Genomic DNA, 14863 nt, shown 5'->3' on the forward strand with positions numbered 1-14863 from the left:
GGCATAAATATGTATTTAAAAGATAGTAATGTTATTGTTGGTCTACTAAAAAACATGATAAGAAAAAACACAGCTAATCATTCAGAAGGTTTTAAAGTCTTTGATAATTTTTTCTTTGTAGTTGAATTAGATGTTTCAGGATTTGAAGAAGGTTTAATTGAAAAAGGAGTTGAAGACTTATGTTCAAACTCTAAATGGCATAAAATTAATGAAGCAGATGTTTACTCCGCAGATATTACAGCCGTAAGTATTAATTGTATAGATCAAAAATTGAAATTTCATATATTAAAGCAAAAGTTAATCGAGTTTAGAGATTTAGTTTTGAACGAAAAATAATTTTTATACACTTGTACAAAAGTATACTTATAGATTTATATAAATATACAAATCTTACGTGGCGCCTCCCGCTTGGGGGCATTTTAAAAACAATCTGATTTTTCAAGCATTGCTATGAAGAGAAAATCAAATTATTTTTAAAACGGAAAAGAGACGAGGGTAATTTTAACTTAAAATTACCCTCGTTTACATATCTATCAAAAAAAATAAAACGCCCCTACTCTCATAGTATTAAAAATTCTTAATTTAAAGTTCATTAAATCACTTTATATAAACACACATATATCTATTTATACATTTATGTTTTTATACATTTATATTCTTATATGTTTATATAAATATGGATTCCCATAATTATATCTCAATTGATTTTGGTACTTTTAATGATTACAAAAAAAGAGGCTATTTAAATGAACAAAACAAATACCAGAAAAGCATTAAATCCTGCATATAGAAAACACAAACCTTTAAGAAAAGACGTTACAAACTTTATAGTACAATTACAAGATTGTATTAATGCTGTAAAATTAAGTGACGATAATGGAGAAAGTGAAGAACATATTAAATCTCATTTTACAACTTTTTTTAATACTACTTTTTATGCTAATAATTATATCAATACTAAAGACAGAATAGATTTAGCTATTTATTTAGAAGATAAACCAACATCTGATATAGGGGTAATTATAGAAGCAAAAAAGCCAAGTAACAAAGCCGAATTTTTAAGAGAAGACAATCTCAATAGAAAAGCATTACAAGAGTTGTTGTTATATTATTTAAGAGAAAGATTAGATAATAACAACAATAATATAAAACACCTAATTGCTACAAATGGCTATGAATGGTATTTGTTTAAAAGTGAAGATTTTTACAATTACTTCTTTAAAAACAAAGCCTTAATAAAAGAATATAAAGATTTTAGAGATGGTTTAAAAGACACTACTAAAAACGAATTATTTTACAATGAAATAGCTAAAAAATACATTGCAGAAATAGAGCAAGATTTGCCTTTTGTTCATTTAGATTTTACCAAGACCAATTTATCTAAACTAAAAGATGGTAATCTAAACACATTATATAAAATATTTTCTGATGTACATATTCTAGGGCATCCTTTTGGTAATGACAGTAACCAATTAAACAAAACATTCTATAATGAGTTATTGCACATTATTGGCTTAGAGGAAGTAAAAGACAAGGGCAAAAAGATAATAAATAGAAAAGAAGTTAAAGACAGAGATTACGCTTCTTTATTAGAAAATACAATATTTCATTTAGAAGATAGAGATTACTTATCTAACATAAAAAGTATTCCTAATGGTGTAGATAAACCTTTTAATGCAGGTTTAGAATTATGTTTAACGTGGGTAAATAGAATTTTATTCTTAAAATTATTAGAATCTCAATTATTAACCTATCATCAAAACGATGAAAAGTATAAATTCTTAAACGCAAAATTTATAAATGGTTTTGATGATTTAAATGATTTATTCTTTTCTGCATTAGCAAAACAAGAAGACCAAAGACACCCAAAATATAAAGACAAGTATAAAGACATACCTTACTTAAATAGTTCTTTATTTGAGCGCAATACGTTAGAAGGTGAAGCCTTTGAAATATCTGCTTTAAATAATGATGAAATTGCAATTTATAGCGGTACTGTTTTAAAAGATGCTAATGGTAAAAAGCAAAAAGGGAAACTTACTACATTAGAATATCTTTTTAAATTTTTAGATGCCTATAATTTTGCTACAGATGGTACAGAAGGTATAGAAGATGAGCAAGAAACCAAATCTTTAATTAACGCATCTGTTTTAGGTTTAATTTTCGAGAAGATAAACGGCTATAAAGAAGGTTCAATTTATACACCTGCATATATAACAATGTATATGTGTAGAGAAACGATAAGAAGAACAGTAGTTCAGAAGTTTAAAGAACAAGAAGAAGACCAAATAGAAACCTTTCAAGACTTGCAATCTTATTGCGGTAAGAAATTTAAAGTTGATGATTTAAAGCGATTAAATAGCATTGTAAATAGTATTAAAATTTGTGACCCAGCAGTAGGTTCTGGACACTTTTTAGTAAGTGCTTTAAATGAGTTAATCGTTATAAAAAACGAATTACGCATTTTAACAGATGCCAAAGGAATGCCTTTGCGTTGCGATATAGAAATTGTAAATGATGAATTGTATGTAATCGATGATAGAGGCGCATTATTTGAATACAACCCCACAGATAAAGAAAGTGTAAGAGTACAGCATACTTTATTTCACGAGAAACAAACTCTTATAGAAAACTGTTTGTTTGGCGTAGATATCAATCCAAATTCTGTAAAGATATGTAGACTTCGTTTATGGATAGAACTGCTTAAAAACGCATATTACACGCCTCAAAAAAGGTTACAAACATTACCTAACATAGATATTAATATTAAATGTGGTAACTCTTTAATTAGTCGATTTAATTTAGATGATGATTTAAAAAATGCCTTTAGAAACAGAAGGAATCAAGAAACTATAAAATATTCTCTTAAAGATTATAAAAACGCTGTTTTAGAGTATAAAGAGACCAATAGTAAAGACCGTAAAAGAGAAGTTTTACAAATAATAAATGAGGTTAAAAATAATTTTCAAAGTACACTTACTAATAGTGTTTTAGAAAATTATAGTAAAGAACAAGCGAAAGTGGTCTTAGAACAAGAGCGTCAAAATAATTTAAAATTATTTGATGAAAAAATAACAGCAGCAGACAAGAGAGTACTAAAAGAATTAAAGGCAAAGGCAGATAAAGCGTTAACAATTAAAAAAGAAATTGTAAATAATGCAGTTTATCATAACTCTTTTGAGTGGAGGTTCGAGTTTCCAGAGGTTTTAAATGATGAAGGTCAATATATTGGTTTTGATGCTGTAATTGGCAACCCTCCTTATGTACAGATGCAAAGTATGAAAGAAATGTCTAAAATTTATAAGACTTTTAAGTATGCTACTTTTCAAAGCTCAGGGGATTTATATGCGTTATTCTATGAAAAAGGAGAGCAAATATTAGCAAGTAATGGTTATTTAGGTTTTATAACAGGAAGTGCTTGGATGCGTGCAAATTATGGTAAATCTTTAAGAAACTTCTTTATTAATAAAACAGCTATTATAGAATTAATAGATTTTTCTGATTGTGAAATATTTGACTCTGCAACTGTACTAACCAATATTATGCTTTTTCAAAAAGCAAAACAAAATGTATCTGCAAAAGCTATTCGTTTTACAAAAAAAGACCAACATTTATTAGATAATTTAAAAAGTGTTTTTGATAAAAAAAATATAGCATTAGAAAATCTAACAGAAAATTCTTGGGTAATTTCAGATAATGAAACTTTTAAAATAAAAAATAAAGTTGAAAAAAAAGGTGTCAAATTAATTGATTGGAATGTTAAAATAACTTATGGTTTTAGAACAGGATATAATATTGCTTATATTCTAAATAAAGAATTAAAGGAAGCTTTGATTCAGATGGATTTGAATAACAGTGAATTAATAAAGCCTATGTTGCGAGGTCGTGACATTAATAAATGGCATCCTAAATTCGGTGAATTGTGGTTGCTTATTATTAAAAAAGGTGACAGTGATTATATAGAAGAAAACTTTCCAACAATTGTAAACTATCTAAATGAACATAAATTAAAATTAACAGAAAGAGCGCAAGTTAAAAATGGTTCTCATCATTGGTTAGAATTAGATAATAGCCCAAATGATGAGTATGTTAAACTTTTTTCAAAGCCAAAAATCATTTACCCTGAGCTAACTAAATTTTTAAATTTTACGATAGATAGAAATGGTGATTATGTAACGAATAATAAATGTTTTATTTTAACAGGTGAAAAAATATACTGGTTAACATCATTTTTTAATAGTAAGCTATGGAGGTATTGTTTCGCTGAAAACTTCCCAGAATTACAAGGAAATACAAGGGAATTACGTAAGGTTATTTTTGAGCAAATTCCAATAAAAAAAATATCTGATAAAGAAGAGCATAAGTTTAAAGAAAAGATTGAAGAAATTTTATTGCTTAAGAAAGAAGGTTCAGAAGAAAATATAGAATTCATTGTAAGTCAAATAGACCAGATGGTTTATAAATTATATGATTTAACAGAAGAAGAAATTGCAATTGTAGAGAATAGTTAAAACAAAAAAAAGTTGCTACTGCTATGGCAAAAGAAAAAAAAAAGGATTTTAAAAGTGATTGGGCTTATTCAGAAAAGCATGGTAAAAACATTCATATATCAGACGCCGAAAGCGGTTTAAAAGGATTTAGGTGTTTAGGTTGCCACGCACAAATGGTTGCCAACATTCAAAAGAAAAACCCTAATTGGCTTTCTTATTTTAGTCATCACGCTACAGATGTCAATAAAGAAAAAATTGAATGCGTAAGAGCAAGTCAAGTTTACCGAGAGAAAATAGCACGTACAATACTTAATGAGCTAAAATATGTGAATGCTCCTGCTATATATAAATACCCTCCTTTAGATTCTGATGAAAATTTATTTCCAATGAAAATTGAAAGTAGAAGGAAAATTGAGGCAGCTTATACAAAGGCAGAATTATCCTTTTACGAAAATGAAGATGGGGTAATTGAATGGGGTAAAAACCGAACGATTACAGATAAAGATTTACTGATTAGACCAGATGTTACATTCTTTAATAAAGATAATAAACCAATATTATTTATTGAATTTATTGTGTACAGTAAAATAAAACCAGATAAATTTTTAAAGTTATCAAGATTAGGTATTGATACACTTCAAATAAATATTCCAAGAAAATCTGAAGCAGACATTGAAAAAGCATTAAAATCATCAAGAACATATAAATGGGTCTATAATGAAAAAGAAGCCAACACAGAGTACATTCCAATATTCAGAAAAGATACAGAAGACTTATCACAGATTAATGATAACGATAGAATCTTTTTTGAAGAAGATTTCAGATGCAGACAAACAGAAATTAATTGGCTCATACGTAGCGTTAAGAGAAATTTACAATCAGAACAATACAGAACAACTGAACTCGGACTTAACCAGCAAATACAAAAGGTTGAGAGAAATACAGAAATCGAAAATCAGAGATTGGGAGACTTGGAAGAATCAAATAGAAGAGTCGCACTTGCTAGAAATTCAAACGAAGAAGACCAAGAGGATAAAGAATACGCAGAACTGGAAAGAAGATATTTTGCAGAAAAGAGAAGACTTGAAGATGCTATCTACAACGCAAGTGTCGACCAAAAATTTAGATCAGAACTTATCGAAAATATCAGAATTGAAGAAGAAGAAATTAAAAGAATTGAACGAGAAGAGATTGACTTTGAGACTGAAATTAGAGAAAGAGTACAAAATAAATTTAGCGGTTCTATTAGAAGAGAAAAAGAAGAAATCGATAGTCTTGAAGAAACAATTCGAGACTCCTTTGATAGAGAAATACTTGCTACAGAACGCATTATTACAACACTTGGAATATCGTACAATGATATACCAAGAGAAGTTTCTGAAAGATTTAGATATAAAGAAGCAATTATCTCATCAAGAATTAAATCAACAAGAGAAAAAAATAAAGACCTTGAAAGAGCCTTATCTAATGAATTTGAAGGAAAAATCAAGTTTGAAGAATCAGAAATTAAAAGAATTAAACGAGAAACAGCAGAGTTTTTGGAAATTTCAGAGTCAGAAAAAGAACGAATTAGAAAAGAAGAAGGAAATATTGAAGAATCAGCTAGAAAAGAATTTAATAGGGAAATTGAAAGTAATGCCAGAGAACTTTCCAAAGAATTTACAAATTTACTGGAAGTACAAAGAGTGGGTAACAATTACCAAGAGCTTAAACTCCTTGAAAAGCGATATAAGTCAGCACGAAAGTTTCTTTCAAAGAGAACTTGGGAAAAAGAATAAAACTTTAGAGTGGTTTTTATCAACATATAAAGATGAAATAGAGAAGAATTTAGAAAGCTATGAGTAACATATCAAACAATATAAATAAAGAGCATATAATTTCTGCTTTACAAGAAATAGATAAATATGGTATATCAAACTCAAGAAGAAGTGCTACTGAATATGCATTATTATATAATGAAAAAGAATATCCACCAAAATATGTAATATCTATTGCTAATAAATATGCTAATAATGAAGAGTTGAGTTCCAATGAATTTAACTCAATTCAATCCAGAACTTTTTTAAATAAACTTGGTTTTAATTGTTTTAAAAAAACAGGTTCATTAAAAAGTAAATTTGCAAACTGGTTATTAATAAATGGAGCAAATTCTTACAAAGATTATTATGGTAATTCAGTAGAAGAGATTGAAATTAAATTAGATGAAATAAATAGTTTTTTTGATTCAAGAGATTTATTTAAGTTAAATAATAATATCGAAGAATTAAAGAACTTTTTACAAGAAAATATTTATGGGGTAAATAGAGAAAATAATAGAGTATTTTTTGAATATGATAAGATAAAAGGTAATGGAAGACCAAAAGCTATTTTAGGTAAAAAAAATTATTTTATTTTTTTAGATGAAATAAACTCTATTAATAATAAAAATATTGAAAATAGTCTTAAACAAAGTTTAACAATAACTCACAAAATGGAATTTTTCACCCACAGAGAATTTGAACTACTTAATAAGTACAAAGGTGTACGTTCAGATAGAGCTAATAAAGATTTAGATAATACTTATACAGAATTAAAAACAGCCTATAAAAAGTTAGAATATTGGTTAAATAGAATACAGAAAAATGTATTTCCAAACGGAGGTAAACATATTTTAAAAAAACCAACTAATCAAGCAAACAATTTTGATGGTTATTTGTGGGCAAAACTATATCCAACAAAAAAAGATGAAAAAGATAAATGGTTAGCAATAACTCTTGGGTTAGATGATGATTTTCACTTTAACGTAAAGATAGATACAGTTGGCTTATCAAATAACCCTGAATTATTAAATAAGTATCTAAATTATAGAGGAGATTTTTTAAAATCAAAAATAGTTAAAAGGCACAAGTCAGAAAGTTTTAATAACTGGGAAGATTTAATACTGCAGACTGTAAAAAATATTGATTTTTTAATGGATTTTTATCCAGAAATAAAAAAATTAAATGATTCATCTTCAAATGAAACAAGTATTATGAAAGATTTAAAAATTCCGAAAAATCAGATTTTATATGGCCCTCCTGGTACAGGAAAAACATATAAAACAAAAGAGTTAGCTGTTCTAATTTCAAATCCAAATTTAATCTATGATAAAAACTGGTCTGTCATTAAAAGAAGAGAAGAAATAGTAAAAGAATATGATAGACTTTGCGAAAAAGGTCAAATTGTTTTTACTACTTTTCATCAATCTATGAGTTATGAAGATTTTGTAGAAGGTATAAAACCAAAAACTGAAAACGAAAAAGTTACTTATGAGGTAGAAGATGGTGTTTTTAAATTGATAAGTGATAAAGCAAAGGATAATTGGGAGGCTCACAACAAAAGATTTGAAAAAGAGTTAGCCTTCGATTCTGTATTTAGTCGGTTAAAGGAAGAATGGGAAGAAGACGATTCTATAAAGTTTCCTATGAAAACCGATGGCAATGATTTTACAATTATTGGCTTTACAAATAAATCTATTCAATTTAAAAAAGCAAGTGGAGGCACAAATCACACATTAAGTATAAATACGTTAAGAGAGATTTTTTATGATGAAGGAAAGAATAGACCAACTGGTGTTGGTATTTACTATCCACCAATTTTAGCATATTTAAAAAAATATAAACCACACACAGATGTGCCAACTATTTTAAATAACTATATTTTAATTATTGATGAAATTAACAGAGGTAATGTTTCTGCTGTTTTTGGTGAATTAATTACATTGTTAGAAGATGATAAACGTATTGATGAAAAGGAAAGTATAAAAATCACATTACCATATTCTAAAGATGAATTTAGTGTACCTTCAAATCTTTACATCATTGGTACTATGAATACAGCTGACAGAAGTGTAGAAGCATTAGACACAGCTTTAAGAAGAAGATTTTCATTTACAGAAGTTGTACCAAATATTGCAATGTTAACAGAAAATGAAATGGAAAATATTAATTTAAGAAAACTATTACAAACCATTAATGAAAGAATAGAATTACTAATTGATAAAGACCATAAAATAGGACATTCCTATTTTATGAAAATTGAAAGTATTGAAGATTTAAAACAAACCTTTAAAAACAAAGTAATTCCATTATTAGAAGAATACTTTTTTGGAGATTATGGTAAAATTGGGTTGGTTTTAGGTGATGGATTTATTAAATTAAAAGATGATGAGGATAAAATTTCTTTCGCCAAAAACTTTACAGAAAAATATGAAGATGCAGAGAATTTAAGAGAAAAAGCAGTTTACACTTTTACAGGTGAAGATAACTGGGATAGAAATACTTTTATTTCAATTTATGAGCAATAATTGTGGGTAAGAAAAATCTCATACAAGTATTTGAATATCAAAAATTAAAATTTGATAGCAAAGAAAACGATTTTACTGAAAGTCATTTTAATGCTATGGTCAAATTTAATGAGAAGAACGATAATAAATATTATACAATAATTCACAGAGGAATAAAATTCAATAGTTATGTTGGTGTAATACAGATTAACGGTTTAACAATTGAAATACTTCCTAAAGTAGATAAGGATAATTCTAATTCAGAATTACAAAAACAAACGTGGCAAAATGTCTTATTAAATATGCTTAAAGTATGTAAGCATATCAATGTAGATAATATATCTGAAACTGCTTTAAAGAAGAGATACAACTCAATTTTAGAGGTGTATTTTGAAATGTATTTAAATGAAATTGAAGAACTCATTCAAAAAGGATTGATTAAAAAATATAGAAGAGTTCAAGAAAATCAATTAGCTTTAAAAGGTAAGTTGGTTTTTACGAAAAATATTCAAAAGAATACTATACATAAAGAACGTTTTTATTGTGAACATCAAGTCTATGATAAAGACCACTTAACACATCAAATATTATATAAAGGGTTAAAGATTTTAAACAGTTTTTTAAGTTCTAATCTTAAAGACAAATTGAATAGAATTCTATTTCATTTTTCTGACTTTAAAGAAGTAAATATTAATAGTTCTCATTTTTCAAAAATAATACCAAATAGAAAAACTCAACCTTATAATAAAGCAATTGATATTGCTAAAATGATAATATTAAATTATTCTCCTAACCTTAATTCTGGTAATGATAATATGCTAACATTACTTTTTGATATGAATAAATTATGGGAAGAATATGTGTATAGAATATTACAAAAGCACAAACCAAAAGACTATTATGTATCTCCTCAAAATTCAACAAGGTTTTGGGAATCAAAAAGAATAAAACCAGATATAATAATAAAACATAATGATGAAACCTATATCATTGATACTAAATGGAAAATTGTAAGTTCTTACAAACCATCTGATGATGATTTAAAGCAAATGTTTGCATACAATCTATTTTGGAAAGCAGGAAAGAGTATGTTATTGTATCCTAAAATAAATCAAGAAGATAGTATCTTTGGAAGTTACCATCATATTCCAAATGAAAACGAGGTTAATCAATGTAAATTGGGGTTTATAAATATTATAGATGAAAATGGATTAAGAGAAAGTAAAAATATTGCTGATGAAATATTTGAGAAGTTTATGCTTGTTTTTTAGTTGATAACTATTAGATTAAACCTTATAAATACAGTTTTAATAATGGTATTTTTGGACTTCAAAATATTTAAATAAACGTTAAAATTCACTTTTAAGTGAAATAAATTTGTAAATTAACTTATAAGTGAATAACTTTGCACACATAAAACCATTATTCAAATTAAAAACAGTAGCTTATTATTCTGTTTGTTTAGAAGATAATGATGTAACACTTTATCAAGAATTTGTTGAAAAGCATACACTTGAAAATAAAAACAAGTTATATCATATTCAAAAATGGTTACAACTTATAGGTGAAAAATATGGTGCACAAAATCGTTTTTTTAGAAATGAAGCAAAAAATGCAGACACTTCAGCATTACCGCCAATTGGCAAAGACCGGAAACCTTACTATGTGGAATATGGTAAGAAAAAGGCAAATAATTTAAGGTTATATTGTTTAAAAGCAAATCCAAACGTTGTTTTTCTCTTTAGTGGAGATATAAAAACAACACAAAAAGCACAAGATTGTCCAAATGTTAGAAAACATTTTAATTTAGCAAATACACTAACTAAAGCCATTGATAACGCTTTTAGAGAAAACGATATTATTTGGAACGAAGATTGCACTTTAATTAAATGTGATGAAGATTTTATTCTTTATTATTAAAACAAACAAAAATGGAATTTCCTAAAGAAAACATACTTAACAACTGGTTAGAAGAAAATAAAAATCCAGAAATAGACAGATTTATTGAGCGTAATTTAGAGATTACTCAAGAAGTTTGTGCTGTTTTGAAAACTCGTGGTATAAACAAAAAAGAGTTTGCTAAAATGTTAGGTAAAAGACCGTCTGAAGTTACAAAGTGGTTATCAGGTTTACATAACCTTACATTAAAAAGCATTACAAAAATGGAAGTAGCTTTAGGTGTAAATTTAATGAATCCAGAGCCTAAATATATTTATTTAGGTAAAGTAGATGGTGGTTCTAAAGATTTAGCGGTAGCTATAGATAATTATGAACAAACATATTACACGCAAGAAGCTGTATAATGGCAGAAAACGTAATCATACCAGATAAGATAAAGCTATTTCATATTGATGTTGTTAGTACGTACATTAATGACAAAACAATTGATAAAAATTTAAAGCTTGAATTTAGTGTTGCACATAACACAAAGCACAACCTAAAAGACGAACGTATTAAAATTGAGTTATTTATAAACTTGTTATCGCATCAAGAAATAGGTGTTAAATTCCATATAGACTTTCATTATAATATTACCGATTTAGAGAATCACTATGTATTAGATGACAATAAAATGCCACTATTTTCTGGACAATTTATAGCAACGTTGTTAGGCATTAGTTTTTCTACAGCAAGAGGTCTTATTTTTCAGCAGTTACAAGAAACTAACTTTAAAGGAATGATTTTACCTGTAGTATCTCCATTAAAAATGTTAGCATCTAAAAAGAAAGAATAAATCACCACAGTACAAAAGCAAATTTATAAAAAAAAACAATAAAGACTTGTCTTTTGTCCTGTTCCGCTTTACCGTACTAAGTTTAACGTTTTAATATTCTAAAGGTAATTGCATTTTATAGTTTGTATTTTCTCACACTCAAACACAACTATAAAAAGTAATTTTTAATATTGTTTTCATAAAACACAAAACTCTTCAAAGCTATTAGATATATTATAGCCGTACATCCAGCACTAACCTATGATATTATTAATAATAACATTTAAATAATCGTCTTTATGACTTTATTTTTATAAAAATTAGATATTATGAGTGACTAATATTATTTAATTAAAATCACTTAAAAATATTTGTACATTTAATCAATAAACAAAAGTCAAAAGAAAAGTAAAGTTTACAGCTTAAGTACACCAAAATTACTAGAAGCCCTTTAAAATATTATAATTACAAAAAAAGATTATATAAAAGCAAATATTGAATTAAAAGAGCTAATAAAACAATTAGATTTAGGGAAAGATGTTGACGATAAATTAATTTCTGTTAGTAATGTTATAGAAGAATATGAATAGATTAATTTAGATCCTAAGTATAATTCAATTTCTATTTTACTAATAAAAGCATTACACTGTTGATTCAAGTTTCTACTATAGCCTTTTAATTTGAGTAGTGTTAAAAGTATTAAAAAAAGTAGTTTTAATACTTCAAGATTAATGTTTTAGAGAATTAATTAAGAATTTTTTTACTTAAAAGTGTCTTTCTGTAAAAAAAACTACTTATTAAAGATTAGGGGGTAAAACAAAAAACAGCACCCAAAACAACACTTGAAAAAATAAAACCCTGTAAATCAATTGGTTACAGGGTTAAAAGTGGAGACGCCGAGAATCGAACTCGGGTCCAAACGAGCAGCCAAAAAGCTTTCTACATACTTAGTTCTTTCTTAATTTTCGACTAAAGGTTGATTAAGAACAATCTGCCTTTAGCTTATCTTCTTTAGTTTCAAAAATTTGCCGAAGCTTCAAATTTTCTATATTTACTTTTACGATGCCCAAAAGTGAATCGCCGTAAATCAAGGCTATTCGTGGACATAAAGCTTGCACACCTAGTGTGCCGAGGCCAATCCTACTGTGATTCGGATTAAGCAGCTAAAGCGTAGTTATCTTCGCCGTTTAAAAAGTTGAAATTAGGTTTTACGAGTGTTATTTCATAACTCGGTATGCTTACAAATTCACTGTCCTCGCTGTCAAAACCAGTCGTCCCCGTTTTAATAGTTTGGGCGTTACCGCACAAAAAAGTGTGGTCAGGCTTTCCGTTATATCTTTTTAATGAAAAATTAAAAAGGATGTCACTTCAATCCTTAACGCGGTCTGCAAAAGTATAAAAAATACAGTTGCTTATCACCATAAATTCTAATATCTTCGAGCAAATATTATACCAATCCTACAGAACTTGTCTAAAGGTCTCTAAAAACACTAAAATTATGAAGTTTGGCATTATAAAAGAACGTAAAAATCCCCCAGATAGAAGAGTTGTTTTTTCACCAGGAAAGCTACAGGAATTTAAGAAAAACTATCCGGAAGCGGTTATTAAAGTAGAGTCTTCAGATATTAGAGTGTTTTCTAACGAAGCTTATAAAGCTGCAGGATTAGAGGTAACTGAAAATGTGTCAGACTGCGATGTTTTATTAGGTGTCAAAGAAGTGCCAATTGAGGCTTTAATCAACAATAAAAAATATTTTTTCTTTAGTCACACTATTAAAAAGCAACCCTATAACAGAAAATTGTTATTAGCTATTCTAGAAAAAAATATAGAATTATACGATCATGAAACGATTGTAGGTGAAAACGGAATGCGTTTAATTGGTTTTGGGCGTTATGCAGGTATAGTTGGTGCTTACAATGGTTTTAGAGCAATTGGTTTAACAAACGAAACCTTTAATTTACCAAAAGCAAAAACTTTAGAGAGTCAACAAGAACTAATTTCTGAATTAAAGAAAATAAAATTACCAAACATAAAAATTCTTTTAACAGGTAACGGAAAAGTAGCTTACGGAGCAAAAGAAATGTTAGATGCAATGTCTATTAAAGAAGTTTCTGTAGATGAATATTTAAAAAACTCGTTTAACGAGCCTGTTTATTGTTTGGCAGATGTGTTAGATTATAACAAGCGTAAAGACGGACAAATACTAGATAATTTTGATTTTTATGATCATCCAGAAAAGTATGAATCTGATTTTATGCGTTTTGCTAAAGTAACAGATTTTTTCATCGCTGGTCATTTTTACGGCAACGGAGCACCTTATTTGTTTACAAGAGAAGACGCAAAAGCTAAAGACTTTCATATAAAATTTGTTGCAGATATTTCTTGTGATGTAGATGGGCCGGTGGCATCTACCATAAAAGCATCAACGATTGCAGACCCTATTTATGGTTACAATCCACAAACAGAATCTGAAGTTAATTTTAAAGACAAAGAAGCTATTGTTGTAATGGCAGTAGACAATTTACCTTGTGAATTGCCAAAAGATGCGAGCGAAGGTTTTGGAGAAATGTTTTTACAAAATGTTATTCCTGCTTTTTATAATAATGACAAAGAGGGCGTTTTACAACGAGCAAAAATGACAGAAAACGGAAAATTGACCCCACGTTTTTCTTATTTACAAGATTATATTGAAGGAAAAGAATAATGACTGAAGACAGACAATTTTTGATAGATTTAGCAAACATGAAAATGCCATTTGGTAAATACAAAGGCAAATACCTTATAGATTTACCAGAACATTACATTGTTTGGTATAAAAACAAAGGTTTTCCTAACGGAAAATTAGGGAAACAAATGGAGTTAGTCTATGAGCTTCAATTAAATGGATTAGAAGATATTATAAGAAAAATTAGACGTCAGTTTTAGTTTTTATTAGATGTTTTTCTACTAAAATTATACTGATAATTCCTAAAGTATACGCAACCAAATCTCCAATACTAAAAGAGGTGCCTAGTATTATTTTTAATGTTTTAGAATAGGCTATTGGAAAGTTGTTTTGTAAATCTGATAATTGAAGAAATTCAATGCTAAAAGCGATTATAAAAGTTATTAAAATTGCTTTTTCTATCGATATTTCTACGATACTTTTTATCAAAGTATAGACCAACATAACAGCTAAATAATCACCAATTGTAAATCTTAGAAAACCAGAAGCAAATCTTTCTATCAGTATTTCTATTATCAACAGTAAAATAAATGCTGTAAAATATTTTAAATTAAATTGTATCATCATTTTTATTTTATAAAAGAGGCTGTTTTAAAAGTTTTCTATTTTTTAGACAGCCTTTTTTAATATTT

11 protein-coding genes and 1 other RNA gene are annotated in these 14863 nt (G+C 27.6%); 10 read left to right on the forward strand and 2 right to left on the reverse strand.

Annotated elements, in window-relative coordinates; genetic code table 11:
• Window positions 1–9: 9 nt before the first annotated feature.
• The 8 genes from WG945_RS14615 to WG945_RS14650 all read left to right on the forward strand — a co-directional run bounded on the left by WG945_RS14615 (window position 10) and on the right by WG945_RS14650 (window position 11527).
• Complete coding sequence (locus WG945_RS14615; RefSeq protein ID WP_068451376.1) at window positions 10–336, forward strand: hypothetical protein; 327 nt, start codon at window positions 10–12, stop codon at window positions 334–336.
• A 410-nt stretch (window positions 337–746) separates the two neighbouring features.
• Window positions 747–4511: a DUF7149 domain-containing protein gene (locus WG945_RS14620; RefSeq protein WP_068451379.1), complete on the forward strand. Its 3765-nt coding sequence runs from the start codon at window positions 747–749 to the stop codon at window positions 4509–4511.
• Window positions 4512–4534: 23 nt separating this feature from the next.
• Window positions 4535–6268, forward strand: coding sequence for a hypothetical protein (locus tag WG945_RS14625; RefSeq protein ID WP_068451382.1), 1734 nt, complete (start codon window positions 4535–4537; stop codon window positions 6266–6268).
• A gap of 59 nt (window positions 6269–6327) precedes the next feature.
• Window positions 6328–8814 (forward strand): McrB family protein, encoded by a 2487-nt coding sequence (locus WG945_RS14630; RefSeq protein ID WP_068451385.1) that lies wholly within the window; start codon window positions 6328–6330, stop codon window positions 8812–8814.
• Window positions 8815–8816: 2 nt separating this feature from the next.
• The gene (locus WG945_RS14635) at window positions 8817–10064 is read left to right on the forward strand and encodes an McrC family protein (RefSeq protein WP_068451388.1); all 1248 of its coding nucleotides are present in this window, start codon (window positions 8817–8819) and stop codon (window positions 10062–10064) included.
• Between the two features lie 124 nt (window positions 10065–10188).
• A complete protein-coding gene (locus tag WG945_RS14640; RefSeq protein ID WP_068451391.1) occupies window positions 10189–10713 on the forward strand; it encodes a hypothetical protein in 525 nt (174 codons plus the stop codon).
• Between the two features lie 11 nt (window positions 10714–10724).
• On the forward strand, window positions 10725–11096 hold the full coding sequence (locus tag WG945_RS14645; protein ID WP_068451394.1) for a helix-turn-helix domain-containing protein: 372 nt from the start codon (window positions 10725–10727) through the stop codon (window positions 11094–11096).
• On the forward strand, window positions 11096–11527 hold the full coding sequence (locus WG945_RS14650) for a hypothetical protein (RefSeq protein WP_068451397.1): 432 nt from the start codon (window positions 11096–11098) through the stop codon (window positions 11525–11527). Before WG945_RS14645 ends, WG945_RS14650 begins: the two co-directional genes overlap by 1 nt.
• An 864-nt stretch (window positions 11528–12391) precedes the next feature.
• Here WG945_RS14650 and ssrA read toward each other — a convergent pair.
• Window positions 12392–12785: a transfer-messenger RNA gene (ssrA, locus tag WG945_RS14655) on the reverse strand.
• Window positions 12786–13004: 219 nt separating this feature from the next.
• Between ssrA and WG945_RS14660 the strand changes: the two genes are divergently transcribed.
• Both WG945_RS14660 and WG945_RS14665 read left to right on the forward strand, forming a co-directional pair.
• Window positions 13005–14210 (forward strand): NAD(P)-dependent oxidoreductase, encoded by a 1206-nt coding sequence (locus WG945_RS14660; protein ID WP_068451399.1) that lies wholly within the window; start codon window positions 13005–13007, stop codon window positions 14208–14210.
• The gene (locus WG945_RS14665; RefSeq protein WP_068451402.1) at window positions 14210–14431 is read left to right on the forward strand and encodes a DUF3820 family protein; all 222 of its coding nucleotides are present in this window, start codon (window positions 14210–14212) and stop codon (window positions 14429–14431) included. The genes WG945_RS14660 and WG945_RS14665 overlap by 1 nt, the downstream gene beginning before the upstream one ends.
• On the opposite strand, the gene WG945_RS14670 is transcribed toward WG945_RS14665, so the two are convergent.
• The gene (locus WG945_RS14670) at window positions 14415–14798 is read right to left on the reverse strand and encodes a DUF2809 domain-containing protein (RefSeq protein WP_068451404.1); all 384 of its coding nucleotides are present in this window, start codon (window positions 14796–14798) and stop codon (window positions 14415–14417) included. The genes WG945_RS14665 and WG945_RS14670 overlap by 17 nt on opposite strands.
• Between the last annotated feature and the right edge of the window lie 65 nt (window positions 14799–14863).

This window comes from Polaribacter atrinae (assembly GCF_038023995.1).
GTDB classification, from domain to species: domain Bacteria; phylum Bacteroidota; class Bacteroidia; order Flavobacteriales; family Flavobacteriaceae; genus Polaribacter; species Polaribacter atrinae.

What these genes read in the sequence shown, in the direction of transcription:
- WG945_RS14645 (WP_068451394.1), top strand. Translation starts at nt 10,725, where the DNA reads ATGGAATTTCCTAAAGAAAACATACTTAACAACTGGTTAGAAGAAAAT.
- WG945_RS14650 (WP_068451397.1), top strand. Translation starts at nt 11,096, where the DNA reads ATGGCAGAAAACGTAATCATACCAGATAAGATAAAGCTATTTCATATT.
- WG945_RS14660 (WP_068451399.1), top strand. Translation starts at nt 13,005, where the DNA reads ATGAAGTTTGGCATTATAAAAGAACGTAAAAATCCCCCAGATAGAAGA.
- WG945_RS14670 (WP_068451404.1), bottom strand. Translation starts at nt 14,798, where the DNA reads ATGATGATACAATTTAATTTAAAATATTTTACAGCATTTATTTTACTG.
- WG945_RS14625 (WP_068451382.1), top strand. Translation starts at nt 4,535, where the DNA reads ATGGCAAAAGAAAAAAAAAAGGATTTTAAAAGTGATTGGGCTTATTCA.
- WG945_RS14620 (WP_068451379.1), top strand. Translation starts at nt 747, where the DNA reads ATGAACAAAACAAATACCAGAAAAGCATTAAATCCTGCATATAGAAAA.
- WG945_RS14630 (WP_068451385.1), top strand. Translation starts at nt 6,328, where the DNA reads ATGAGTAACATATCAAACAATATAAATAAAGAGCATATAATTTCTGCT.
- WG945_RS14615 (WP_068451376.1), top strand. Translation starts at nt 10, where the DNA reads ATGTATTTAAAAGATAGTAATGTTATTGTTGGTCTACTAAAAAACATG.
- WG945_RS14665 (WP_068451402.1), top strand. Translation starts at nt 14,210, where the DNA reads ATGACTGAAGACAGACAATTTTTGATAGATTTAGCAAACATGAAAATG.